Source organism: Nocardia jejuensis NBRC 103114, from assembly GCF_001613145.1.
In the GTDB taxonomy this organism is placed as follows: Bacteria; Actinomycetota; Actinomycetes; order Mycobacteriales; family Mycobacteriaceae; genus Nocardia; species Nocardia jejuensis.
Genome location: NZ_BDBU01000002.1, coordinates 344,912 through 366,884, shown reverse-complemented (window position 1 = coordinate 366,884; position 21,973 = coordinate 344,912). Strand labels below are relative to the sequence as shown.

Sequence of the window (21,973 nt, the reverse complement as noted above, 5' to 3'; positions counted from 1 at the left end):
CGGGGGTGAGTGTTGGGGACTGGGCAGTCTTGCTGACGGCGGCGGTGGCGGCGGGGTGGGTCGACGCGGTGGTGGGCGGCGGCGGGCTGATCGTGCTGCCGACCCTGTTCGTGGTGCTGCCGGGTCTCGCCCCACAGACCGCGCTGGGCACCAACAAGCTGGCCGCGTTCTCCGGAACCAGCGCCGCGGTGCTGACCTTCGCGCGCAAGGTCCCGATGCAGTGGCGCACCCTGCTGCCCGCCGCGGGTCTCGCGGCGATCGCGGCCGCGTGCGGTTCGGCCGCGGTGGCGCTGATCGATCGAGAGTTGTTCGTGCCCATCGTGATGGTGGTGCTGGTCGGGGTGGCGATCTTCGTGACTCTGCGCCCCTCGATCGGCGTGAGCATGGCCACTAATCCGCCGACCCGGCGCAAGACGCTCCTGGTGATCGGGCTGGCCGCCGGGCTGATCGGTCTCTACGACGGCATCCTCGGTCCCGGCACCGGCACCTTCCTGATCATCACCTTCGCGACCCTGCTCGGCACCGAATTCGTGCGGGCGGCGGCCATGGCCAAGGTGATCAACTGCGGATCGAACCTGGGATCGCTGATCTTCCTGGCCTCGACCGGACACGTGCTGTGGGCGCTGGGCCTGTCGATGGCGGTCGCGAATGTGGCGGGCTCGATCGTGGGTTCGCGCATGGCTCTGGCCCGCGGGGCCGAATTCGTGCGCGTCGTGCTGCTGATCGTGGTCGTGGGCATGGTGATTCGGCTCGGCTGGCAGCAATTCGGTTGATCCGCGACGGCTGGTCGATCCATACCGGCTGTACGCCCCGCGATCCCGAGTCCGGTCCGGCCGTGAGTGGCCGGACCGGATCGGAAACTATGCGAAGATGTTCGTGCCGGGACGCTTCCCGGTGTCCTCTGTCCCGCGACTGTCGGACTCCGCGTCGGACTCGCCGTCCGGGGTGAGGGTCGCGGCGGGCGGTTCGGTGGACCGGCGCAATTCCGGCGCGATACCCATGCGCCGATCGGTCAGCATCACAGGCGATCCCGCGTGCACACGGGCACGCCAGCTCGGCTGCTCCAGCACCGTCGAGCGCAATTGCGTCACCGGCGCGGTGGTCTGCACCGGTGGATCGGGCCGGATCGGCGTGGCCGCGGGCGGGACCTCGGCGGCCTGCGGACCGGCCACGGGAACGGATTCCGTTCCCGCGCCGGAGTAGTGGGCCTCGGATGCGCGAGTCTGCCCGGCGGGCACCGGCTCCGGGCGATCGGACCTGGCGATCCGCGCCGAGACGAAGGTGTTGCCCGGCTCGGCGGAAAAGGAATACCTCTCCGGAGCGGAAGTTCCTGCGGTTGGGGACGTTCGGTTCTCCGATAGCTCCTCCGGAGCCACACCCGTGTCCGACACGGCGACCTTCGCCGAGTCTGGGGTCACGGACTCGGGCAGCGCCGAATCAGAAGTCGCCGAATCAGAAGTCCCGGAATCGGCGTGCGCCGGTGCGGTTTCCGGCTCGGGGACGTCGTGCGAATGCGAGCACGGCGGAGTCAGCCAGGGCGCCAGCACTTTCGACGTGGTCTCGCGAATCTGCCGATGCAGACGATCCGGATCCTCGACCGCCTGGCGGTTCTGGAACAGCGCGGTGAGCGCACCGGTGACCGCACCGATCACCGCGCCCACGAGAGCGGCCGCGCCGACGTCGTCGAGTTCGTCCGGAAAGGCCACGCGCAGTTGCCGCGCGATCTCCTGCTGAGAAGCTAGCTGAGCGTATGCTGCGCGCCCGCTGACGGCCGGAACCGTGCGCGAGGTCTGCGCGCGCAACACCCCGATCCGGGCGGCGAGAGTGTCGCCGAGATGATCTCCGGGGTTGTCACCGGCCGCGCGCAGCGCGCGTAACAACACCTCGACGGGTCTCTCGTCGGGACGACGCGTGACAATGGCTTGCACAGCAGCCGTTACCCGTTCGTCCGGCTCCGGAAAGAGCAGCTCCTCTTTACTGGCGAAGTAGTTGAAGAACGTTCGGGTGCCGACTTCGGCGGCGGCGGCGATATCGGCGACGGTGGTCGCCTCGTAGCCACGACTCTCGAACTGTTCGACAGCGGCTTCGAGCAGGGCTCGGCGGGTACGTTCCCGTTTGCGATCGCGTAGTGCGGATGGCGGCACGCGGCCAGACCCTACGGCACTCGACGAGCAAAACGTGGCATGTGCAGGGCTTGTCGCGTGCCGTTTCATGCTGTGCGTCTTCACACTTCGTGCATTGTTGCAGCGTGTGCACGTTTGCACGGTGTGTATTTCGTTCCGAATGCGTCGATGGTTGAACGGCGGACGCTTCGCCCTCTAGCGTGGTCCGGGTGAGCATCGCAATCAAGGTCGTGGACGAGGAGTTCCGCGCACTGCCCCTGAGTGCGCTCGCCGACGCGGCATTGTCGGCGGCGAAGGCGGCCGGAGCCGACTATGCCGATCTGCGCGTGCATCGACTGCAGCAGCAGTCCATCCGCCTACGGGACGGACGCGTCGAGTCCATAGGCAACAGTACCGATCTCGGCTTCGCGGTGCGCGTCGTCGTCGACGGCACGTGGGGCTTCGCCTCGAGCGCCGACGTGTCCCGCGAGTCCGCGGCCGAGGTCGCCGGGCGCGCCGTGACGGTAGCCAAGACGTTGCGGGCCCTCAATCGCGAGCGCGTGGAGCTCGCGCCGGAGCCTCGCTACGACGGCGCGGAGTACGTCTCCGCCTACGACCTCGATCCGTTCTCGGTCCCGACACCGGACAAAGTGGCACTGCTGCTGGACTATTCGGAGCGGTTGCGGGCAGCCGACGGCGTGGATCACGTGACGGCAGCGGTCCTGCAGGTGAAGGAGCAGACCTACTACGCCGACACCTTCGGATCGCGCATCACCCAGCAGCGGGTGCGCCTGCATCCCCAGATCGAGGCCATCACCGTCGATCCGGCGGTCGGCGCCTTCGAAACCATGCGCACCCTCGCCGCTCCGGCCGGGCGCGGCTGGGAGTACGTGACCGGCGCGGACGGAATCTGGGACTGGGACGGGGAACTCGCGCGCATCCCGGCCCTGCTCGCGGAGAAGGTCAAGGCCCCCACCGTCGAGGCCGGCCCGACCGATCTGGTCATCGACCCCAGCAATCTGTGGCTGACCATCCACGAATCCATCGGCCACGCCACCGAGTACGACCGCGCCATCGGCTACGAATCCGCCTATGCCGGAACCTCGTTCGCCACCCCGGATCAGCTGGGCACCCTGAGGTACGGCACGCCGATCATGCACGTCACCGGCGACCGCACCCAGGAGCACGGGCTGGCCTCGGTCGGCTGGGACGACGAGGGCGTGGCCGGGCAGCGCTGGGATCTGGTGCGCGAGGGGACCCTGGTGGGCTATCAGCTCGACCGGGTGTTCGCGCCGCGTCTGGGTCTGGAGCGCTCGAACGGCTGCTCCTACGCCGACTCCGCGCACCACGTGCCGATCCAGCGCATGGCCAATGTGTCCCTGCAACCGGATCCGGACAACGACACCTCCACCGCGGAACTGATCTCGCGCGTCGAGAACGGCCTCTACATCGTCGGCGACAAATCCTGGTCGATCGATATGCAGCGCTACAACTTCCAGTTCACCGGTCAGCGCTTCTTCCGCATCCGCAACGGCGAACTGGCCGGGCAGGTGCGCGATGTGGCGTATCAGGCCACCACCACCGACTTCTGGGGTTCCATGGAGGCGATCGGCGGCCCGTCCACCTGGGTGCTGGGCGGCGCGTTCAATTGCGGTAAGGCTCAGCCCGGCCAGGTGGCCGCCGTCTCGCACGGCTGCCCCTCGGTTCTGGTGCGCGGCATCAATGTTCTCAATACCCGAGCCGAAGCCGGAAAGGACTGACACGGTGAGTGTGCTCCCCGCACCCGAGGTCGTCGAATGCGCGCTGCGGGCCTCGCGCGCCGACGAGGCGATGGTGATCGTCACCGACGCGCACGAGGCGTCGCTGCGCTGGGCCGGTAATTCCATGACCACCAACGGTTCCTCCATCGCGCGGGACTGGGTGGTGGTGTCGATCTTCCGCGACGGCCCGAACTCCGCGCGGGTCGGCAGCGTCGGCTCCACCAGCGTGGATCCGGCCGATATCGAGGCCGTGGTGCGTGCGAGCGAGGAGGCCGCGCGCACGGCCGAACCCGCCAGAGACGCGATGCCGCTGCTGGATCCGGACGCGGTCGAACCCGACACCTTCGACCGGCTGCTCGAGTGGCACGGGATTCCGGCCACCACCGACATCTCCGTGTTCACCGATCTGGCCGGGGATCTCGCCGCCGGATTCGACGGCGCGGACCGGCTCTACGGGTTCGCGCACCACCAGATGCACTCCACCTGGCTGGGCACCTCCACGGGGCTGCGACGGCGCTGGGTGCAGCCGACCGGATCGGTCGAGATCAACGGAAAGCGCGGCGAGGGAACCGATCTGGCCAGCGCCTGGGTGGGCGTGGGCACCACCGATTTCGCCGATGTGGACACCGCCGGGCTGCTGGGCGAACTCTCGCGGCGGCTGGACTGGAGCGCACGGCGCGTGGACCTGCCCGCCGGACGCTACGAGACGCTGCTGCCGCCCTCGGCCGTCGCCGACCTCATGATCTACCTGGCTTGGAGCATGGAGGGCCGGGGCGCGCACGAGGGGCACACCGCGTTCTCCCGCGCGGGCGGGACCCGAATCGGGGAGCGGCTCAGCGGCATTCCGCTCACCCTCTACTCCGACCCCGGTGCCGCGGGCCTCGAGTATCAGCCGTTCGTCGCCACACCGTCCTCGTCGGAATCGCTCTCGGTGTTCGACAACGGCCTCAGCGCCCGGCGCACCGACTGGGTGCGCGAGGGCGTGATCGAATCGCTGGTCTACCCGCGCGCCACCGCCGCCGAATTCGACGCACCCACCACGGTTCCCGGGGAGAACCTGCTCATGACCGGCGGCACCGGCGCAGGCCTGCCGGAGATGATCGCCGGCACCGAACGTGGCCTGCTGCTCACCTGCCTCTGGTACATCCGCGAGGTCGATCCGGCCTCACTGCTGCTGACCGGACTGACCCGCGACGGCGTCTATCTCGTCGAGAACGGTGAGGTCACCGCCGCGGTCAACAACTTCCGCTTCAACGAGAGCCCGCTGGACCTGCTGCGCCGCGTCTCGGAGGCAGGCCGCACCGAGATCACGCTCCCGCGCGAGTGGAAGGACTGGTTCACCCGAACCGCCATGCCGCCCTTGCGAATTCCCGACTTCCACATGTCCTCGGTCAGTCAGGCCACCTAGCCCCACGACCGACCCGCCCGTACCCGCGACTTCGCATGGGTGCGGGCGGGTCGTTGCGCAACGCCCCGGCAGGATCGGCGCCAGCGCTGCTCCTGCCGGTGGCGACGGCAACGTCGACGGTCGGCACCTGCTTTACGGCGTCCTACCGCCTGCACCCCAGGTCCCGGGCCGAGCGGACGGCCGCGATGAATCCGGCGCGCCGCCGCCGTCTGTACTCGTGACGAGCGTCATCCGACACCTGGAGGCAGATCCATGAGCACGGTTATCGCAGGCGCGACCATGTCGGTCGATGGTTTCATCGCGGGACCGGAGGAGACCGGGTTCGAGCATTTGTTCGCCTGGTACGAGGGCGGGGACATCCCGTTCGAGACCACCCACCCCGAGATTCCGTTCCGGATGACGGCCGAGGACACCGCGCACGTGCGCGCGATGCTCGATGACGCGGGCGTCTTCATCGTCGGGCGCAGGCTCTTCGACCTGACGAACGGGTGGGGCGGCATTCACCCCTGGGACAAGCCCGTGGTCGTCGTGACCCACCGCGTCCCACAGGAATGGATCGCCGCGCACCCCGACGCCCCGTTCACCTTCGTCACCGGCGGGGTGAAGGAGGCCGTCGCGGTGGGTCACGAGATCGCGGGCGAGCGGTCCGTGGTGGTCAATGGCGGGACCATGGCGCGCCAGTGCCTCGAGGCCGGGCTCCTGGACGAACTGCACGTGGATATCGCGCCGGTGCTGCTCGGTGCGGGCGTGCCGCTGCTCGGCCCGTTCACCGGCGGTCCGATCCTGCTCGACGATCCCGAGATCACCCCCGGTCATCGGGTCACGCACCTGCGCTTCCGAATCCGCTGAACCCACCGAGCACCCGCCGTCGTTCCGCATCGGCTCGACCCTCGTTCTGCGTCGGTTCGACCTTCGTTGGGCATCGGTTCGGCTCCGCCGCACGTGCGAGGCCCTCGAATCCGGAGAGTGCTGCGCGTGAAACGCTGTAGCCATGCCCACCTCCGATAACCCTGAATCCGCCGCTGCCCCGATCACCCGATTCGGTCTGGGCACAGCGGCGGTCGGGCGGCCGGGGTACATCACGCTCGGACGAGAGCTCGACCTTCCGGCCGATCGGACGGCGGAGGCGATGCGCGCGCGTACCCACGCCCTGCTCGACGCGGCGTGGGCCGCGGGCGTGCGCTACTTCGACACCGCGCGTTCCTACGGCCGCGCGGAGGAGTTCGTCGGGCAATGGCTGCGGGCGCGACCCGAGATCGCAGACGAGGTCACGATCGGCAGCAAATGGGGCTACACCTATACCGCCGATTGGCGGACCTCCGGGGTGTCGGCGCACGAGGTGAAGGAGCACGCGGTCGCCGTGTTCGACCGTCAGATCCGCGAGACCAGGGAGCAGTTGGGCTCGCACCTGAACGTCTACCTGGTTCACTCGGTCACCCCGGACAGCCCCGCGCTGACCGACCGCGCTCTGCACGAGCGACTCGCGGCACTCGCCGCCGAGGGCGTGCGCGTCGGACTCTCGACCAGCGGTCCCGCCCAAGCCCACACCGTGCGCGCCGCCCTCGACCTCACCGTCGACGGCGGCCCCCTGTTCTCGGCGGTGCAATCGACCTGGAACCTCCTCGAGTCTTCCGCCGGACCCGCTCTGGCCGAGGCGCATTCGGCCGGATGGCTCGTGGTGGTCAAGGAAGCCATGGCCAACGGCCGCCTCGCCGGCCGCAACGCCACCGGACCCGGCACCGCGCCCCTGCGCGCCGTCGCCGCCCGTCTCGGCGCCACCACCGACGCCCTCGCCCTGGCCGCGGCCGCCGCCAACCCCTGGGCCGACATCACCCTCTCCGGCGCCGCGACCATCGCTCACCTGACCTCCAACCTCACCGCCGCCGACCTCACCCTCACCCCCGGCATCCGCACCGAACTCGCCCCACTCACCGAATCCCCCGAGACCTTCTGGCGCACTCGCTCCGAATTGCCCTGGGCCTGAACCGATATCGACCGGTCTCTGTCGCCCCCCAGGACCAAGCCCTGCCACCCGGGTTCTCCCGCCACCCCCGGCACGCCGGATCTGCACGTCGGCGATCGAGTCGAGTGCACCCTCCATGTCGATGGAACCGGGTGGGGCCGTGCCGGAAATCCGATCTGGAACACCGCGAACCGCCGTGCGGCGCAGGCGCACCGGCGCTGACTGAGAGGGTTCTCACGGCGGGGGCGGCCACGCTCACAGTTACGCTGATCAGGGAGCCACTGTCGGGACCGATGGGAGAGCAACTCATGGCCAAGGAGTTCGCATATCTCGACGAATCGCTGCGCCGATTCATTCACGACCAGGCGATGTTCTTCGTCGCCACCGCGCCGTCCGAGGGCGGACGAGTGAGCTTGTCTCCCAAGGGGTACCAGGACACCTTCGCGATCCTCGACGATCACACCGTGGCGTATCTCGATCTGTTCGGCAGTGGCGCGGAAACGATCGCCCACCTGCGTGAGAACGGCCGGATCACGCTCATGTTCTGCTCGTTCACCCGAAACTCCAGAATCCTGCGCCTGTTCGGCACCGGGCGGGTCGTCCGCCCCGACGATCCCGAATTCCCGGACCTGCGAACACATTTCGGACTCGACCATCCCGGCATCCGGGCGGCGATCGTGATCGACGTGCAGCGCATCGCGGATGCGTGCGGCTACTCCGTCCCCTACTTCGAACTCATCGGCGAACGACCCGTGCTGGACGCGCATCACGCCAAACAGCCGGACGAGAAGTTCGCCCGGCGGATCGCAGGCGACAACAGCCACAGCATCGACGGGTTACCGGCGCTGGAACCCGACCACCCGATCCCCTCCGAGATCCCCCGCCCCACCACCCCCTGACGGCCACGCCCCCTTTTCGTCGTGGCTCGCTCTTTTCGTGGTCGCCCCACTCGCCACACATGCATAGATGCGCATAGCGCCATTTACATATGTGTCTGCTAACCGACTGCTCTCGATTCTTCTTCCGGCCGACGGTGGAGTACTGCCGCCTATCGCAGCGACCATCGCGGGTGATTCACGGACTCATCGATGCCACCCGATCCACCGCAGGATCAGGCCATTCCCCGACGGCATCACGATCGAGTGAGCGATCCCCCGGGTCAAGAAGCCGAGCGTCGCACGCTCTCGGCAGTCGGATGCAGGACCTCGGCGAGCTCGTCCAGCGGAATCCCGAGCACTCGACTCAACGCCACCACGGTCCCGAACGCCGGGGTGGGAAGGCGACCCGACTCGATCTTGCGCAGAGTTTCCGGCGAGATCCCGGCCGCCTCGGCGATCCGGTTCAGGTCCCGGCCGGCACGCGCCGCGCGCAAGGTTCCACCCAGGCGGCGGCCCGCTTCGAGCTGGGCCGGGGTCAGTGGGAGTCGCACCATGGCCGCAACCATACGGTTGGTATAAAAATACCGCAAGCGGCTATGGTCGGTATTAAAATACCGATTCGGAGGTTGTCATGGTCGAACTGAAGACTCCGGGCGAGATCGCCCGGATGGAAGTGACGGGGCGATTCGTCGCCGAGGTGCTCGCGGAGCTGCGCACCCGTGCGCAGGTGGGCGTGAATCTGCTGGAACTGGAGGCGATCGTGCGCGAGCGCATCCGGGAGCGCGGCGCGGTGTCCTGCTATTGGGACTACTCCCCCTCGTTCGGGCGCGGACCTTTCCGCAACACGATCTGCCTGTCGGTGAACGACGCTGTCCTGCACGGACTTCCCTTCGACTACGCCCTGCGCGACGGTGACGTGCTGACCATGGACATGGCCGTCGGCATCGACGGCTGGGTCGCCGACGCCGCCACCACGGTCATCGTCGGAACCGCCGATCCCGAGGATGTTCGCCTGGTGCGCGCCACCGAGGAGGCGCTCGAGGCGGCCATCGCCGTCGCACTTCCCGGCAATAGAATCGGCGACATCTCCGCCGCCATCGCGGCGGTCGCGCGCGCGGCCGGATACCCCGTGAACACCGAATTCGGCGGCCACGGTCTCGGACGGACCATGCACGAGGACCCGCACATCGCCAATGACGGCCGGGCCGGGCGCGGCTACAAGTTGCAGCCGGGCCTGACCATAGCGATCGAGCCCTGGTTCGCCCGGACCACCGATCGCGTGGTCACCGACCCCGACGGCTGGACGATCCGCTCCGCCGACGGCTCCCGCACCGCGCATTCGGAACACACCATCGCCGTCACCGCCGACGGCCCCCGGATCCTGACCCGCGCCACCTGACGACCGTCCGAGCCCGCGGGCCGGACCGCGACCCGCGCGCTGTCGTACTGCACACGAAAGTACAACTGCGCGATACTGATTCGATGGGTAACGACGACATCCCGCCGGCGACCGGTCCTGCCGCCCCGGGCAGCATCGATTCCGCCACGTCAGGCAGCGCTGACTCGGCCACCGGCGGCGGTGGCGTTCCTGCCGCGGGCGCCATCACGTTCTCCGGCGGCGACGACCTCGCACCGAGTGCCGGTTCACCCACCGGCCCTCGGTCTTTCGGCATCGACGACACCCTGGGCACCGCGATGGCGAGCCTGGAACGCGATCGCCGCCGTCTCCCCGAGGGGCAGCGCCGCATCTTCCTCGCGGCCATCGACGCGTTCGCCGAGCGTGGCTTCCATGCCACCACCACCCGCGATATCGCCGCCCGCGCGGGTTTGAGCCCTGCGGGGCTGTACGTGCATTTCGGCTCCAAAGAGGAAGTCCTGCACCGCATCTCCCTGGCCGCGTTGCGCCTGACCCAGCAGGTGGCCACCACCGCCGCCGCGGGCCCGGGCTCGGTGACCCAGCGACTCTCGAGCGCGATCCGGGACCTCACCGCCTGGCACGCCCAGCACGGCGCGTCGGTCCGCGTGGTCCTGCACCACCTGACCGATCTGACTCCCGATCACCGGGCCGAGGTCGCCGAACTGCAGCACTCGATCCACCGGGTGGTGCGCGACCTGGTGACCGAGGGCTCGGACGGAGGCGAGTTCACCGTCCCGGACCCGGGCTCCACCGCGATCGCCCTGCTGTCCCTCTGCGTGGATACCGCGCGCTGGTACCACCCCGATTACCGCCGCTCCCCCGACGAGATCGCCGCCGAGTACGCCGCCACCGCGCTGCGCATGGTCGCCGCCCGATGAGCGGCCCGGTGGCGTTCGGAACACGCGCGGGTCAGCCCTCCTCGACGAGCCAGTGCTGCAGCGCGGTCACCGCCTGAAGCTCACCGGCGACCGCGCGACGCTCCCGGACCCGAAGCTGCATACCTTCGATCTCGGCGACGAGCTCGGTCACTCGAGCGGAATTACCTGCGGCGGCCGCGATTTCGGCGAGCATGGCCAGTGCCCGCGCACGGTCCACCGCCGGTGCGGTCGATCCGTGGCGGCGCAACCCGGTCTCGATGACCCGGGCGGCGGAGGGGTCGTCGTTCTTGGAATCGCGGAAGATGCGGGCGTTGTCCAGCACTCGCGCCAGACCGACCAGCTTCTTGGACCCGCCGTATTCGGGATCGGGTTCGTCGCGCTGGATGTAGATGACGGTGTTGCCGACCGGATCCACGACGGTGAAGCGGGTCTGGCCGGGCCGGAAACGGGTGATGCGCGGTGCGCCGCGAGCCGGGATCCGCCCGTACCTGGCGCGCAGGGCGGCGGTGAACTCGGCGTGCCAGGGGGCCACGGCGTCGACCAGTACCAGGCAGCCGACGTGCGCTTCCTCCGCGGACAGATGCTTGGGAGTCACGCCGAAATGCAGCTGGAAGCCGTTGCGCTCGACCACGCCGTAGGTGTACGGCCGGCTCATCTCGTAGGTGACCTTGTAACCCAGGGTGCGATAGAAGTCGAGTGTCTCGGGCAGGTTGCCGCCCCACAGCATCGGAATCGAAATTTCCGCCATCGTGTGCCTCCTCGCGGTGCAGTCTCGGCATTCACGGTACGGAGCGGAAGCGGTTACCCGCACATGACTCGTGGGGTGATTCATCCCGCGCCGAACAGCCTTGCGTGTCGCGGATTCACGCTCTCTGCGGCCCGGCGCGCACACCCGATAGGCTGCGATGGTGGACAACCCCTTCGGGCCTGCGGGCACCTCGAATTACGTGCAGCTGACTTCGTTCAAGAAGGACGGCACCCCGGTCGGCACTCCCCTGTGGGCCGCGCTGGACGGCGGCCGCCTGTACATCTGGACCGTCGCGGACAGCTGGAAGGTCAAGCGCATCCGCCGCAATCCCGCCGTCACGGTGGCTCCGTGCGATGTGCGCGGAAAGCTGAAGGGCGAGGCCGTCAACGCCACCGCCACCGTGCTCGACGAGGCGGGCTCCGATCGCGTGCGCGGACTCATCAAGCGCCGCTACGGGATTCAGGGTCTGCTCGTGGTCCTGGGCAGTCAGCTGCGCCGGGGCAAGAACGCCACCGTCGGCATCGAAATCACCGTCACGTAGCGGTTCCGGCGGGCGTGACCTCGAGTCCGACGGAGCGATCCGCACCGCGAAAGAGCTTGTGGCCCTTGATCAGCAGTGCCCCGATCCACCCGTACTTACCGACGACGACGGTGCGGACCCGCTCGGTTCCGGCGTCGTCGAGCACCCGGGCGGTGCCAGCGATCGGCTGATCCACCGCGACCCGCCCGCGCGCGTCGGATTCCTGGAGGGTCACCGCCGGAGTCCGGCGGATCCGTTTGACCTTCCAGGTGTCCGCACTCGTCCAGATGACGAGCCGGTCGCCGTCCGGGGCGACCCACACCGGCGTGCCGACGGCGGTGCCGTCCTTCTTGTAGGTGGTCAGACGCACATACTTGGCCTCGGCCAGATCGTTCCATGTCATGCGGCAACGGTATGACCCGAACACCGGGCCTCACATCCGTCGGTGAGCGCTGCCCGGCCTACGTCTGTGGTCGTATACGCCGCACGCCGCCCCGCGTGCGGCCACTTTGTGCTCCCACGGCCCGGACCGCCGGGCCACGAATGGCCCGACGGTCCCCGAGATGTGCCGTTCAGTGCCGGATCACGGTTGATCCGCGGCGATCAGCGCACCGATCAAACCACCGACCCCGCAGCCGACGAGCGCGCCGATCAGGAAGAACCAGATCCCGATCAGGATTCCGACCACGCACCCGAGCGCCGCTCCCGCGACGATGGTCCCGGTGCTCGCGATGTTCTGCAGTTGGGCCACGTCGGTGCTCGGTGCGACGATATCGGCGGTGCTGGCGGGCCGGACCGTCAAAGTGGTTCCGGCGGCGTCGACTTCGGGCACGACGCTCACCGACCGATCAGCCGTCCGATAGGCCAGCGGTAGCGTGCCGATGACACCGCCGTCGGGCCCGATCACGGTGACCGTCCCGTCTCCCACTTCGAAGTGGCCGCCGGTGAGCGTGGTGGACACCGACGTGCGGTCCGAGGCGAGACTGGTGGTGTATTCGACCCCGCGATCGACCCCGCTGATACCGGGTGAGGCCAATCCCGGTTCACCGTGCGCGGTGACGGTGGCGACGCAGAGGGCCGCGATCGAGAGCATGGCGGTGGCGGCTATTTTGGCAATTCGCATAATGGTTCCCTGTAATCGAAGAGGCCGATTCACCGCAAGCCGAAATAGACGTTCTCCGAAGAGACCGCTGACACACTACGACTCGATTGCGCGTACTCGTTCGACGCGGCGAACCGGGGAATCCCGTTCCAGTTATCGGTCCCAATATCATCATTGGGTTGTCCGGCATCTCCCCGACGCGTGGATACCGGAACCATTCTCATGATCCTCTCAGGGAGCCGGGTAGGGCAGCCCCGGTGCCGGGGTTGTCCGCCGATGTCCTGCGCTTTCGACGCGGACTCGGCTTCGCGGACAACCCCGTTCGGTCAGCGAACGTGGAATTCGCTTATTCCAGTTCGCCTTCGGTCTCCAGGTACACCTGGCGCAGCCGATCCAGCGTTTCGGCTTCGGGCTGCTCCCAGAGCTTCCGCTCGGCGGCTTCGAGCAAACGCTCCGCAATACCGTGCAGCGCCCAGGGATTCGACTGCTCCATGAATTTGCGATTCACATCGTCGAATACATAGCTCTCGGCAAGCTTTTCGTACATCCAGTCGGCGACCACATTGGTGGTGGCGTCATAGCCGAACAGATAGTCGACGGTGGCGGCCATTTCGAACGCGCCCTTGTAGCCGTGCCGGCGCATGGCGTCGAGCCAGCGCGGATTGACCACGCGCGCACGGAATACGCGCGCGGTCTCCTCCGAGAGGGTGCGGGTGCGCACCGCGTCCGGGCGGGTGCTGTCACCGATGTAGGCCTCCGGGTTCTTGCCCGTCAGCGCGCGCACCGCGGCGACCATCCCGCCGTGGTACTGGAAGTAGTCGTCCGAGTCGGCGATATCGTGCTCGCGCGTGTCGGTGTTCTTGGCCGCCACCGCGATTCGCCGATACGCGATCCGCATGTCCTCGGCGGCGGGTGCGCCGTCGAGGTTGCGGCCGTAAGCGAATCCACCCCAGGCGGTGTACACCTGCGCGAGATCGTCGTCGGTGCGCCAGCTCTTGGAATCGATCAGCTGCAGCAGTCCCGCGCCGTAGGTGCCCGGCTTGGAGCCGAAGATGCGGGTGGTGGCGCGGCGCTCGTCGCCGTGCTCGGCCAGATCCGACTGTGCGTGTGCGCGAACATAATTGGACTCGGCGGGCTCGTCGAGATCGGCGACCAGCCGGACCGCGTCGTCCAGCAGCGCCAGCACGTGCGGGAAGGCGTCGCGGAAGAAGCCGCTGATGCGCACGGTCACGTCGATCCGCGGGCGGCCCAGCTCCGTCAGCGAGATCGCCTCGAGTGTGGTGACGCGGCGGCTCGCCTCGTCCCACACCGGCCGCACGCCCAGCAGCGCCAGCACCTCGGCGATATCGTCGCCGGAGGTGCGCATGGCGGAGGTGCCCCACACCGAGAGACCGACCGAGCGCGGGTACTCACCGTGATCGGCCAGATACCGCTCCAGGAGCGAATCCGCCATGGCCTGACCGGTTTCCCAGGCCAGCCGCGACGGCACCGCCTTCGGATCGACCGAGTAGAAGTTGCGCCCGGTCGGCAGGACGTTGATCAGTCCGCGCAGCGGTGATCCGCTCGGTCCGGCCGGAATGAAACCGCCGTCGAGCGCGTGCAGGATTCGCGAGACCTCGACGCCGGTCTGGCGCAGGCGCGGCACCACCTCGGTCGCGGCGAAGCCGAGCACCTTGCGCACGGCATCGAGCCGGGCGGTCGCCTCGGCATCGGAGTTCGCTTCGCGCGCACCGGATTCCACGATCCCGGCGATCGCCTCGCCGGCTCCGGAGGCGATGGCCGCGCTCACGGCCGAGATTGCCTCGGCACCGTTCGCGGCGGCACCCTCGACGGCGCCGGTCGCGCCGGGCGAGTGCCACGAGCCCACCAGATCCTCGGTGATCGCGTCGATGGCATCGACATCCCAGTCGACTTCCTGCATGGCGGCGACCAATTCGCGCGCACGGGTCTCGAACGCGTCCACCCGGCCCCGTGACTCGTCACCGGCTTCGCTGAGCCCCAGCGCTTCTCGCAGTCCGGGTACATTGCTCTCCCCGCCCCACAGCTGCCGCGCGCGCAGCATGGCCAGCACCAGATCGACCTCGGCCTCACCCTCGGGAGCCTGGCCCAGGATGTGCAGCCCGTCGCGGATCTGCACGTCCTTGATCTCGCACAGCCAGCCGTCGACATGCAGCAGCATATCGTCGAACACGTCCTCTTCCGGGCGCTCGGCCAAGCCGAGATCGTGGTCCATCTTGGCCGCGCGCATCAGCGTCCAGATCTGCTGGCGGATGGCGGGCAGCTTGGCCGGGTCCAGGGTGGAGATGTTCGCGTGCTCGTCGAGCAACTGCTCCAGGCGCGAGATATCGCCGTAGGTTTCCGCGCGCGCCATCGGCGGAATGAGGTGATCGACCAGGGTGGCGTGCGCGCGGCGCTTGGCCTGCGTGCCCTCGCCCGGGTCGTTCACCAGGAACGGGTAGATGAGCGGCAGATCACCGAGCGCGGCATCGGTGCCACAGGAGGCCGACATGCCGAGCGTCTTCCCGGGCAGCCACTCCAGATTGCCGTGCTTGCCCAGATGCACCATGGCATCGGCGGCGAACCCGTCCGGCGCGGCCAGCCAGCGGTAGGCGGCCAGATAGTGATGGCTCGGCGGCAGATCGGGATCGTGGTAGATCGCGACCGGGTTCTCGCCGAAGCCGCGCGGCGGCTGCACGATGATCACCACATTGCCGAAACGCATTGCCGCGATGACGATCTCGCCCTTGGGGTCGGCCGAGCGATCGACGTACAGTTCGCCCGGCGGCGGACCCCACGCCTCGATCATCCCCTCGCGCAGGTCATCCGGCAGCGTCTCGAACCACTCGGTGTACGCGTCCGCGCCGATCCGGATCGGATTGCCCTCGAGCTGTTCGGCGGTCAGCCAGTCCGGATCCTGGCCACCGGCGGCGATCAGCGCGTGGATGAGCGCATCACCGTCCCCCGACTCCAAGCCCGGAATCTCCGCGGTATCGCCGAGATCGTAACCGGCGGCGCGCATTTCGTTGAGAAGCTTGATGGCGCTGGCGGGCGTGTCCAGACCGACGGCATTGCCGATGCGGGCATGCTTGGTCGGGTACGCCGAGAACACGACGGCGACCCGTTTGCGATCGGCCGGAATGTGCCGCAGTCGCGCGTACCGCACCGCGATACCCGCGACCCGGGCCGCCCGCTCGGGATCGGGCACGTAGCTCGACAGCCCGTCGGCGTCGAACTCCTTGAACGAGAACGGAACCGTGATGATGCGGCCGTCGAACTCCGGCACCGCCACCTGGGTGGCGACATCGAGTGGGGAGAGCCCGTCGTCGTTGGCCTCCCACTGCGCCCGGCCGCTGGTGAGGCAGAGCCCCTGCAGGATCGGCACATCCAGGTCCGCGAGCGCGCCCACATCCCAGGCCTCGTCGTCACCACCGGCCGAGGCGGTGGCCGGTTTGGTGCCACCGGCCGCGAGCACCGTCACCACGAGGGCGTCCGCGGTGCGCAGGCGGGCCAGCAACTCCGGCTCGGCGGCGCGCAGCGAGGCGCAGTAGATCGGCAGCGCCCGCGCGCCCTTGTCCTCCACGGCCCGGCACAGCGCGTCGATGTACGCGGTATTGCCGGCCAGATGCTGGGCGCGGTAGTAGACGATCGCCACGGTCGGCGCGTCCTGGGCCACCGGTCGCGAATCGCGTTCCAGCTCACCCCAGTTCGGCATCTGGACCGGCGGCTCGAAACCGTGGCCGGTCAGCAGCACCGTGTCGGACAGGAAGTTGTGCAGCTGCAGCAGGTTTCCGGGGCCGCCCGCCGCCAGGTAGTTGTGCGCGTCGGCGGCGACGCCACCGGGGACCGTCGAACATTCCATCAGCTCGGCGTCCGGGGCGATCTCACCGCCGAGCGCCACCATCGGAATCCCGCTCGCGCGAACGAGCTCCAGCCCCTCCGCCCAGGCGCGCTTGCCGCCCAGGATGCGCACGATCACCAGATCCGCGCCCTCCAGCAGGCCCGGCAGATCCTCCGGCAGCAGACGCGCGGGGTTCGCGAGCCGGAAATCGGCCCCGCTGGCGCGCGCGCTCAGCAGATCGGTGTCGGAGGTGGACAGCAGCACAATCACAGGGTTCGGCCTTCCTAAGGGTTTCGCGCCCAGCACGGTTCGGCGCCCGCCGGGAAGGTCTGACTGTCACAGTGGCGCGACCGTACCGGAATTGCACCGGATTCTTCTGGTCCGACGAGCCCCGCGATGCTATCGCGCCCGGGTCACAGTGCGGCAAACGCTCATCCGTCAGCCTGTTGGAACGCCATCCCCGGGCGTACGCTGCCGGTATGCCAAAGACTCCGGGATGGGTCAGGCGGAATCGATTCGCCGCCTGGTCAGGATACTTTTCGGTACTGGTTGCCTTCGCGACGCTGGCAATGGCTTTGACCGCTGCGGCCAGTGGTCACACCCAGTACGCCATCATCGCGGGCATCATCTGCGCCGCCACCGTGCTCTTCGCGACCACGACCCTGGCGACCACCATTCACCGCGACCACCTCGATCACCACCACAACCCCCACCTGCTCAACGACACCTGGCAGCAGCCACCCGCCTTCGCGCGCCACCGCGGCCACGGCACCACCGAGCCGCACCGAGCCGCCTGACCCCCCGGACGGCGGGCGCCGACCCCACACCGACGCCCGCCTCGCACCATCGGACTTCACCCCCGTCTCACGATCCGTCCCACCCGATCCGGTGGTCCGGAAAACGACATGGGGGTGAAGTCGTGTTTCCGCGCCCCGCCGTCGGAGCTCGGGTCCGGCCGTGATCGGTCGGCGTCCCGGGCAGGGCCGATCACGCCGTGCGCCGTAAGCTCGAGAGGTCATGACTCGTTCCGAATCCGATTCCTGCCCCGGCGTACTGCGCCTGCACCAGGCCGCCGACGGGCCGCTCGCCCGAATCCGCGTACCCGGCGGGCAGCTCACCTCCGAACAGCTCGAGGCGCTCGCGGCGGCGACCGTCGATCTCGCGGACGGCACCATCGAGCTGACCTCGCGCGGGAATCTGCAGTTGCGGCAGGTGCGTGACGCGGGCGCGCTCGAGGAACGGCTCACCGCGGCGGGGTTGCTGCCCAGCGCGTCCCACGAGCGGGTTCGCAACATCATCGCCTCGCCGCTCTCGGGCCGGATCGGCGGCTGGAGTGATGTGCATCCGCTGGTCCCGGCGCTGGATCAGGGCCTACAGGCGGATTCGCGACTGGCCGACCTGCCCGGACGCGTGCTGTTCACCCTCGATGACGGGCGCGGGGATGTGAGCGGGCTCGGCGGCGATATCGGAGTGCACGCGCTCGACGAGACCACCTATGCGCTGCTGCTCGCGGGCCGGGACACCGGAGTGCGGGTGAGCGGCGAGGACGCGGTCGATCTCGTGCTGGCGGCCGCCCACGCGTTCCTCGAACTCCGCGACGGGCACTGGCGCGTGCACGAGCTGCCCGAGGGCACCGCGCGGCTCACCGACCACCTGCTGAGCAGGCAGACCGGACTCACCACCTCGAGCGACATCGTCGAAGTCGGTGCACGACAGGATGTTCCGATCGGCTGGCTGGTGCAGTCCGATGAACGCGTCGCGCTCGGCGCGGGGGTGCGGCTCGGGTCCCTGCCCGCGCGCACCGCCGAGTTCATCGCCGCCATCGAGCGACCCATCCTGCTGACGCCGTGGCGCAGCCTGATCGTCACCGATCTCGACGAGTGGACCGCCGAGCAGGTGGTCCGGGTGCTGGCCCCGATGGGCCTGCTGTTCGACGCCGCCTCCCCCTGGCTGCTGGTGAGCGCGTGCGCGGGACAGCCCGGATGCGCCAAATCCCTCACCGACGTTCGCGCGGACGTCGCCGAAGCGGTCGAATCCGGGCGCGTAGCGCCCTCCGGCGCAGCACAATTCCCGCTCGCGGGCCTCGAAGCGGCCGAGATCGTGGCCTCCGGCCGCCAGCACTGGTCCGGCTGCGATCGCCGCTGCGGACGCCCGCGCGGCGAGGTCACCGACATCATCGCCACGCCTGACGGGTACCGGATCATCCCCTCCGCCTGATCGCACCGGCCCCCGGCCGCGATCTCCGCGCCTACCCTGTCCGACCGACCGCCCGGAACGCGCGGGACGGATCAGAGCTGCGGAAGCACCTGGGCGGCAATCAGTTCCAGGTGGGTCAGGTCGCCGCGTTCGAGCTCCGGGATCATCAGGTAGACGCGGGTCACGCCGATCTCGGCGTAGCGGCCGATGGTGTCCACGGCCTGGGCGGGCGATCCGGCCAGCCCGGTCCGCTGCAGGTCGGTGTGCTCGATGCCCATCAGGGCGGTTTGGCGGGCCACCTCGGCGGGGTCGTCGTCGATGCAGGCGACCAGCGCGGCGGAGAGGATCAGCGAGGCCGGGTCACGGCCGATCGCGTCGGCGGCGGCGCGCACTCGGTCCAACTGCACGGCGGTGTCCTGGATCGAGGCGTACGGCATGTTGAATTCGGTGGCGTAGCGGGCGGCCAGGCGCGGGGTTCGCACGGGACCGGTGCCGCCGATGATGATCGGGACGAGGTCCTGCGCCGGCTTCGGGAGCGCCGGGGAATCGAGCAGCCGGTAGTACTCGCCGTCGAAATCGAACCGGTCGCCGTGCGCGGTCGACCACAGCCCGGTGATGACGGCCAACTGCTCCTCGAAGCGAGCGAATCGGTCGGGCGGGAAGGGGATGCCGTACGCGCGGTGCTCCTCGTCGAACCAGCCCGTGCCCAATCCGAGTTCGACCCGACCACCCGACATCCGATCGACCTGCGCGACCTGAACGGCCAGCGGGCCCGGCAGCCGGAACGTGGCGGCGCTGACCAGCGTGCCGAGGCGGATGCGCGTGGTCTCGCGCGCCAGCCCGGCCAGGGTGATCCACGCGTCGGTCGGCCCCGGCAACCCCTCGACCTCGTCCATCGCCAGGTAGTGATCCGACCGGAAGAACCCGTCGAACCCCAACTCCTCGACGGCCCGGGCCGCCTTGCACTGCATGTCGTAGTCCGAGCCCTGCTGCGGCTCCGTCACGATGCGCACATCCATACCGGCCATCGTGCCCCGCCCACCGGGACTTCACCCGACGATCGTGGACCGGAGGCGTGGGCGCTGGTGGACACGCCCGGAATTGGGCAGAGTGGGAGTGCGCGTGGCGAGTCGGGTGCGGGAGGTGGATATGACCGTGGCAAGACTGAGCGACTCGGACATCGGCGAGATGTCCGAGGACGAACGGCGGGAGTTGATCCGGCGACTCCAGGCGCCGCCGGAACTGCTGCTGCCCCCGGCGAGGGTGGTGCTGCTGCATCGCCGAATTCGGTTGACGCTCATGGTTCTCGGCTGTCTGGCACTGATTCCGTGGATGGTGTATCTGGGGTTGACCCTGCCCGCGGAGTATCAGGCGCAGAACTGGTCGCTGGCGTGGATCGGATACGACGTCGCACTGGTGCTCATGATGGCCGGTACCGCGTATCTGGGCTGGAAGCGCCGGGTGATGCTGATCGTCCCCGCGCTCGCGACCGGGGTGATGCTGCTGGTGGACGCGTGGTTCGACATCGTGACCGCCGCCGGCGCGGATGTGTGGTGGTCGGCGGGCACGGCTGTGCTGGCGGAGATCCCGCTGGGCGCATTGCAGATCAGCGGAGCGGTCATGCTGTTGCGATTCCTGATCCTGGCGCATCCGCTCCGCGATCCGGCCATCAGCCCATGGAAGGCTCGGCTGCCGTTCTGACCCCGTGCAATTCGAGGGTGCAACATTTCACGCTGCCACCGGCCTTGAGGAGTTCGGACAGATCCACGCCGATGGTGTCGTAGCCCCGCAGGCGCAATTGCTCGGACAATCCGACGGCCCGATCGCTCAGGAACACGTGATATCCGTCCGACACACCGTTGAGGCCCAGCACGTTCGCGTCCTCGGCGGTGGCGATCACCGCGTCCGGATACAGCTGCGCGAGCAGCCGGGCGCTGGCCCCGCTGAAGGCGGCCGGGTAGTAGACGATGGTCTCGTCCAGCACCATGAGCGCGGTGTCCAGGTGATAGAAGCGCGGATCGACCAACTCCAGGGTCACCACCGGCAGACCGAAGAATTCCGCCACCTCGCGATGCGCGGCGCGGGAGCTGCGGAACCCGGTCCCGGCGAGAATGCGATCCCGGGCGATGGCGAAATCGCCTTCGCCCTCGTTGGTTTCGCCGGCGGCGGCCACACTGGCGAAGGGCTGCGCGCACATCCACTCGTGATAGGCCGGGCCCTCCAGGGCCCGTTCGGGATTGGCGAATCGCGCCGAGAGCGCGCGGTCACCGATCACCAGTCCGCCGTTGGCCGCGAACACCATGTCCGGCAGGCCCGCGACCCCGTCGACCACGTGCACACGGTGTCCGTGCTCCTCGTACGTGGCGCGCAGGGTCTCCCACTGCGCGAGGGCGAGCGCGCGATCCACCGGAGTGGTGGCATCCATCCACGGATTGATCGCGTAGTGGACGTCGAAGTGATCGGGGCGGCACATCAGGAACTCGCGCGTGGTCGGCCGGCGCACGCCGGACGGCTCGGGCGCGGCGGCAACCGACGGGGTTACTACAGACGGGGTGACTACAGACGGGGTGGCTACGGACGTCAACGAAGACTCCTCTCGAACCCAGACATGGACTTGAGACGAAGGTAAATGGCGTACCGTTGCGTCAGAAATAGCGAATCGTTGCGTGATCACGGGTTGAAATAGCGAATCGTTGCGTACGCGGAAGGACGGACCGTGGACGAACTCGATCGGCGGATTCTCGCCCTTCTGCTCAAACACGCGCGCGCCTCGTTCCAGGAGATCGGCGCGGTGGTCGGCCTGTCGGCTCCGGCGGTGAAACGGCGGGTCGACAAGATGGTGGCAGGTGGTCAGATCACCGGGTTCACCGCGGTCGTCAATCCCGCCGCGCTGGGCTGGCGCACCGAGGCGTACGTCGAGGTGTTCTACCGCGACAACATCTCGCCCAACGAACTGCGCCGCAGCCTCGAACCCATCCCCCAGGTGGTCGGGGTGTGGACGATCGCCGGGGAGGCCGACGCGCTGGTGCACGTCATGGCCACCGATATGGCCGAGATCGAGGCCACCGTGGAGCGGATCCGGGAGAACGCGCGCGTCGGGCGCACCCGCAGCAACATCGTCATGTCCCGGCTCATCGAACGCCCGCGCACCTGACTCCCCCGC

At 68.8% G+C, this 21,973-nt stretch carries 21 protein-coding genes; 13 read left to right on the top strand and 8 right to left on the bottom strand.

What is annotated here, in order from left to right:
* The first annotated feature begins 5 nt into the window (after positions 1-5).
* Positions 6-773 carry a TSUP family transporter gene (locus NJ1_RS02165; RefSeq protein ID WP_067686570.1) on the top strand — a complete coding sequence of 256 codons (768 nt, stop codon included), beginning with the start codon at positions 6-8 and terminating at the stop codon, positions 771-773.
* An 87-nt stretch (positions 774-860) separates the two neighbouring features.
* Here the strand turns inward: NJ1_RS02165 and NJ1_RS40320 are convergent, their stop codons facing one another.
* A complete protein-coding gene (locus tag NJ1_RS40320) occupies positions 861-2,144 on the bottom strand; it encodes a TetR/AcrR family transcriptional regulator (protein WP_245717174.1) in 1,284 nt (427 codons plus the stop codon).
* A 188-nt stretch (positions 2,145-2,332) separates the two neighbouring features.
* Between NJ1_RS40320 and NJ1_RS02155 the strand changes: the two genes are divergently transcribed.
* The 5 genes from NJ1_RS02155 (at position 2,333) to NJ1_RS02135 (ending at position 8,132) form a co-directional block, all read left to right on the top strand.
* Positions 2,333-3,862, top strand: coding sequence for a TldD/PmbA family protein (locus tag NJ1_RS02155; protein ID WP_067686925.1), 1,530 nt, complete (start codon positions 2,333-2,335; stop codon positions 3,860-3,862).
* A gap of 10 nt (positions 3,863-3,872) precedes the next feature.
* Positions 3,873-5,270 (top strand): TldD/PmbA family protein, encoded by a 1,398-nt coding sequence (locus NJ1_RS02150; RefSeq protein ID WP_067686922.1) that lies wholly within the window; start codon positions 3,873-3,875, stop codon positions 5,268-5,270.
* 252 nt (positions 5,271-5,522) lie between these two features.
* The gene (locus NJ1_RS02145) at positions 5,523-6,119 is read left to right on the top strand and encodes a dihydrofolate reductase family protein (RefSeq protein ID WP_067686563.1); all 597 of its coding nucleotides are present in this window, start codon (positions 5,523-5,525) and stop codon (positions 6,117-6,119) included.
* A 142-nt stretch (positions 6,120-6,261) separates the two neighbouring features.
* The gene (locus tag NJ1_RS02140) at positions 6,262-7,254 is read left to right on the top strand and encodes an aldo/keto reductase (protein ID WP_067686556.1); all 993 of its coding nucleotides are present in this window, start codon (positions 6,262-6,264) and stop codon (positions 7,252-7,254) included.
* A gap of 287 nt (positions 7,255-7,541) precedes the next feature.
* Entirely contained in the window at positions 7,542-8,132 is a 591-nt protein-coding gene (locus NJ1_RS02135; RefSeq protein ID WP_067686553.1) for a pyridoxamine 5'-phosphate oxidase family protein, read from the top strand.
* A 260-nt stretch (positions 8,133-8,392) separates the two neighbouring features.
* Here the strand turns inward: NJ1_RS02135 and NJ1_RS02130 are convergent, their stop codons facing one another.
* Positions 8,393-8,665 (bottom strand): helix-turn-helix transcriptional regulator, encoded by a 273-nt coding sequence (locus tag NJ1_RS02130; protein ID WP_067686919.1) that lies wholly within the window; start codon positions 8,663-8,665, stop codon positions 8,393-8,395.
* Positions 8,666-8,742: 77 nt separating this feature from the next.
* On the opposite strand from NJ1_RS02130, the gene map reads away from it, so the two are divergent.
* Together map and NJ1_RS02120 are read left to right on the top strand one after the other, a co-directional pair.
* The gene (map, locus tag NJ1_RS02125) at positions 8,743-9,510 is read left to right on the top strand and encodes a type I methionyl aminopeptidase (protein WP_067686550.1); all 768 of its coding nucleotides are present in this window, start codon (positions 8,743-8,745) and stop codon (positions 9,508-9,510) included.
* Positions 9,511-9,593: 83 nt separating this feature from the next.
* Complete coding sequence (locus tag NJ1_RS02120) at positions 9,594-10,406, top strand: TetR/AcrR family transcriptional regulator (RefSeq protein WP_157573690.1); 813 nt, start codon at positions 9,594-9,596, stop codon at positions 10,404-10,406.
* A 31-nt stretch (positions 10,407-10,437) separates the two neighbouring features.
* Here NJ1_RS02120 and NJ1_RS02115 read toward each other — a convergent pair whose 3' ends face one another.
* Positions 10,438-11,154: a DUF8817 family protein gene (locus NJ1_RS02115; RefSeq protein ID WP_067686547.1), complete on the bottom strand. Its 717-nt coding sequence runs from the start codon at positions 11,152-11,154 to the stop codon at positions 10,438-10,440.
* Between the two features lie 157 nt (positions 11,155-11,311).
* Here NJ1_RS02115 and NJ1_RS02110 point away from each other — a divergent pair, with 157 nt between their 5' ends.
* Entirely contained in the window at positions 11,312-11,695 is a 384-nt protein-coding gene (locus NJ1_RS02110; RefSeq protein WP_067686545.1) for a PPOX class F420-dependent oxidoreductase, read from the top strand.
* Here the strand turns inward: NJ1_RS02110 and NJ1_RS02105 are convergent.
* The 3 genes from NJ1_RS02105 to cobN form a co-directional block, all read right to left on the bottom strand.
* Complete coding sequence (locus NJ1_RS02105; protein ID WP_067686542.1) at positions 11,688-12,077, bottom strand: PPOX class F420-dependent oxidoreductase; 390 nt, start codon at positions 12,075-12,077, stop codon at positions 11,688-11,690. The two genes, NJ1_RS02110 and NJ1_RS02105, sit on opposite strands and share 8 nt — an antisense overlap.
* 180 nt (positions 12,078-12,257) lie before the next feature.
* A complete protein-coding gene (locus NJ1_RS02100) occupies positions 12,258-12,797 on the bottom strand; it encodes a DUF8020 domain-containing protein (protein ID WP_067686540.1) in 540 nt (179 codons plus the stop codon).
* Between the two features lie 325 nt (positions 12,798-13,122).
* Positions 13,123-16,884, bottom strand: a complete 3,762-nt coding sequence (cobN, locus tag NJ1_RS02095; RefSeq protein ID WP_067686530.1) for a cobaltochelatase subunit CobN — start codon at positions 16,882-16,884, stop codon at positions 13,123-13,125.
* 299 nt (positions 16,885-17,183) lie between these two features.
* On the opposite strand from cobN, the gene NJ1_RS02090 reads away from it, so the two are divergent.
* On the top strand, positions 17,184-17,411 hold the full coding sequence (locus NJ1_RS02090; RefSeq protein WP_067686526.1) for a hypothetical protein: 228 nt from the start codon (positions 17,184-17,186) through the stop codon (positions 17,409-17,411).
* A gap of 220 nt (positions 17,412-17,631) precedes the next feature.
* On the top strand, positions 17,632-18,831 hold the full coding sequence (gene cobG / locus NJ1_RS02085) for a precorrin-3B synthase (RefSeq protein ID WP_067686523.1): 1,200 nt from the start codon (positions 17,632-17,634) through the stop codon (positions 18,829-18,831).
* Between the two features lie 71 nt (positions 18,832-18,902).
* Here cobG and NJ1_RS02080 read toward each other — a convergent pair whose 3' ends face one another.
* Positions 18,903-19,829, bottom strand: a complete 927-nt coding sequence (locus tag NJ1_RS02080; protein ID WP_067686913.1) for an LLM class F420-dependent oxidoreductase — start codon at positions 19,827-19,829, stop codon at positions 18,903-18,905.
* A 130-nt stretch (positions 19,830-19,959) separates the two neighbouring features.
* Between NJ1_RS02080 and NJ1_RS02075 the strand changes: the two genes are divergently transcribed.
* The gene (locus NJ1_RS02075; RefSeq protein ID WP_067686521.1) at positions 19,960-20,511 is read left to right on the top strand and encodes a hypothetical protein; all 552 of its coding nucleotides are present in this window, start codon (positions 19,960-19,962) and stop codon (positions 20,509-20,511) included.
* Here the strand turns inward: NJ1_RS02075 and ddaH are convergent.
* Complete coding sequence (ddaH, locus tag NJ1_RS02070) at positions 20,480-21,394, bottom strand: dimethylargininase (protein ID WP_245717173.1); 915 nt, start codon at positions 21,392-21,394, stop codon at positions 20,480-20,482. The two genes, NJ1_RS02075 and ddaH, sit on opposite strands and share 32 nt — an antisense overlap.
* Before the next feature lie 132 nt (positions 21,395-21,526).
* Between ddaH and NJ1_RS02065 the strand changes: the two genes are divergently transcribed.
* Positions 21,527-21,964, top strand: a complete 438-nt coding sequence (locus NJ1_RS02065) for an Lrp/AsnC family transcriptional regulator (protein WP_067686518.1) — start codon at positions 21,527-21,529, stop codon at positions 21,962-21,964.
* The last annotated feature ends 9 nt before the right edge of the window (positions 21,965-21,973 follow it).

Excerpts from the sequence above, each read along its gene's own strand:
- NJ1_RS02145 (WP_067686563.1), top strand. The coding sequence starts at position 5,523 with ATGAGCACGGTTATCGCAGGCGCGACCATGTCGGTCGATGGTTTCATC.
- NJ1_RS02140 (WP_067686556.1), top strand. The coding sequence starts at position 6,262 with ATGCCCACCTCCGATAACCCTGAATCCGCCGCTGCCCCGATCACCCGA.
- NJ1_RS02135 (WP_067686553.1), top strand. The coding sequence starts at position 7,542 with ATGGCCAAGGAGTTCGCATATCTCGACGAATCGCTGCGCCGATTCATT.
- NJ1_RS02130 (WP_067686919.1), bottom strand. The coding sequence starts at position 8,665 with ATGGTGCGACTCCCACTGACCCCGGCCCAGCTCGAAGCGGGCCGCCGC.
- map (WP_067686550.1), top strand. The coding sequence starts at position 8,743 with ATGGTCGAACTGAAGACTCCGGGCGAGATCGCCCGGATGGAAGTGACG.
- NJ1_RS02120 (WP_157573690.1), top strand. The coding sequence starts at position 9,594 with ATGGGTAACGACGACATCCCGCCGGCGACCGGTCCTGCCGCCCCGGGC.
- NJ1_RS02115 (WP_067686547.1), bottom strand. The coding sequence starts at position 11,154 with ATGGCGGAAATTTCGATTCCGATGCTGTGGGGCGGCAACCTGCCCGAG.
- NJ1_RS02110 (WP_067686545.1), top strand. The coding sequence starts at position 11,312 with ATGGTGGACAACCCCTTCGGGCCTGCGGGCACCTCGAATTACGTGCAG.
- NJ1_RS02105 (WP_067686542.1), bottom strand. The coding sequence starts at position 12,077 with ATGACATGGAACGATCTGGCCGAGGCCAAGTATGTGCGTCTGACCACC.
- NJ1_RS02100 (WP_067686540.1), bottom strand. The coding sequence starts at position 12,797 with ATGCGAATTGCCAAAATAGCCGCCACCGCCATGCTCTCGATCGCGGCC.
- NJ1_RS02090 (WP_067686526.1), top strand. The coding sequence starts at position 17,184 with ATGGCTTTGACCGCTGCGGCCAGTGGTCACACCCAGTACGCCATCATC.
- cobG (WP_067686523.1), top strand. The coding sequence starts at position 17,632 with ATGACTCGTTCCGAATCCGATTCCTGCCCCGGCGTACTGCGCCTGCAC.
- NJ1_RS02080 (WP_067686913.1), bottom strand. The coding sequence starts at position 19,829 with ATGGATGTGCGCATCGTGACGGAGCCGCAGCAGGGCTCGGACTACGAC.
- NJ1_RS02075 (WP_067686521.1), top strand. The coding sequence starts at position 19,960 with ATGACCGTGGCAAGACTGAGCGACTCGGACATCGGCGAGATGTCCGAG.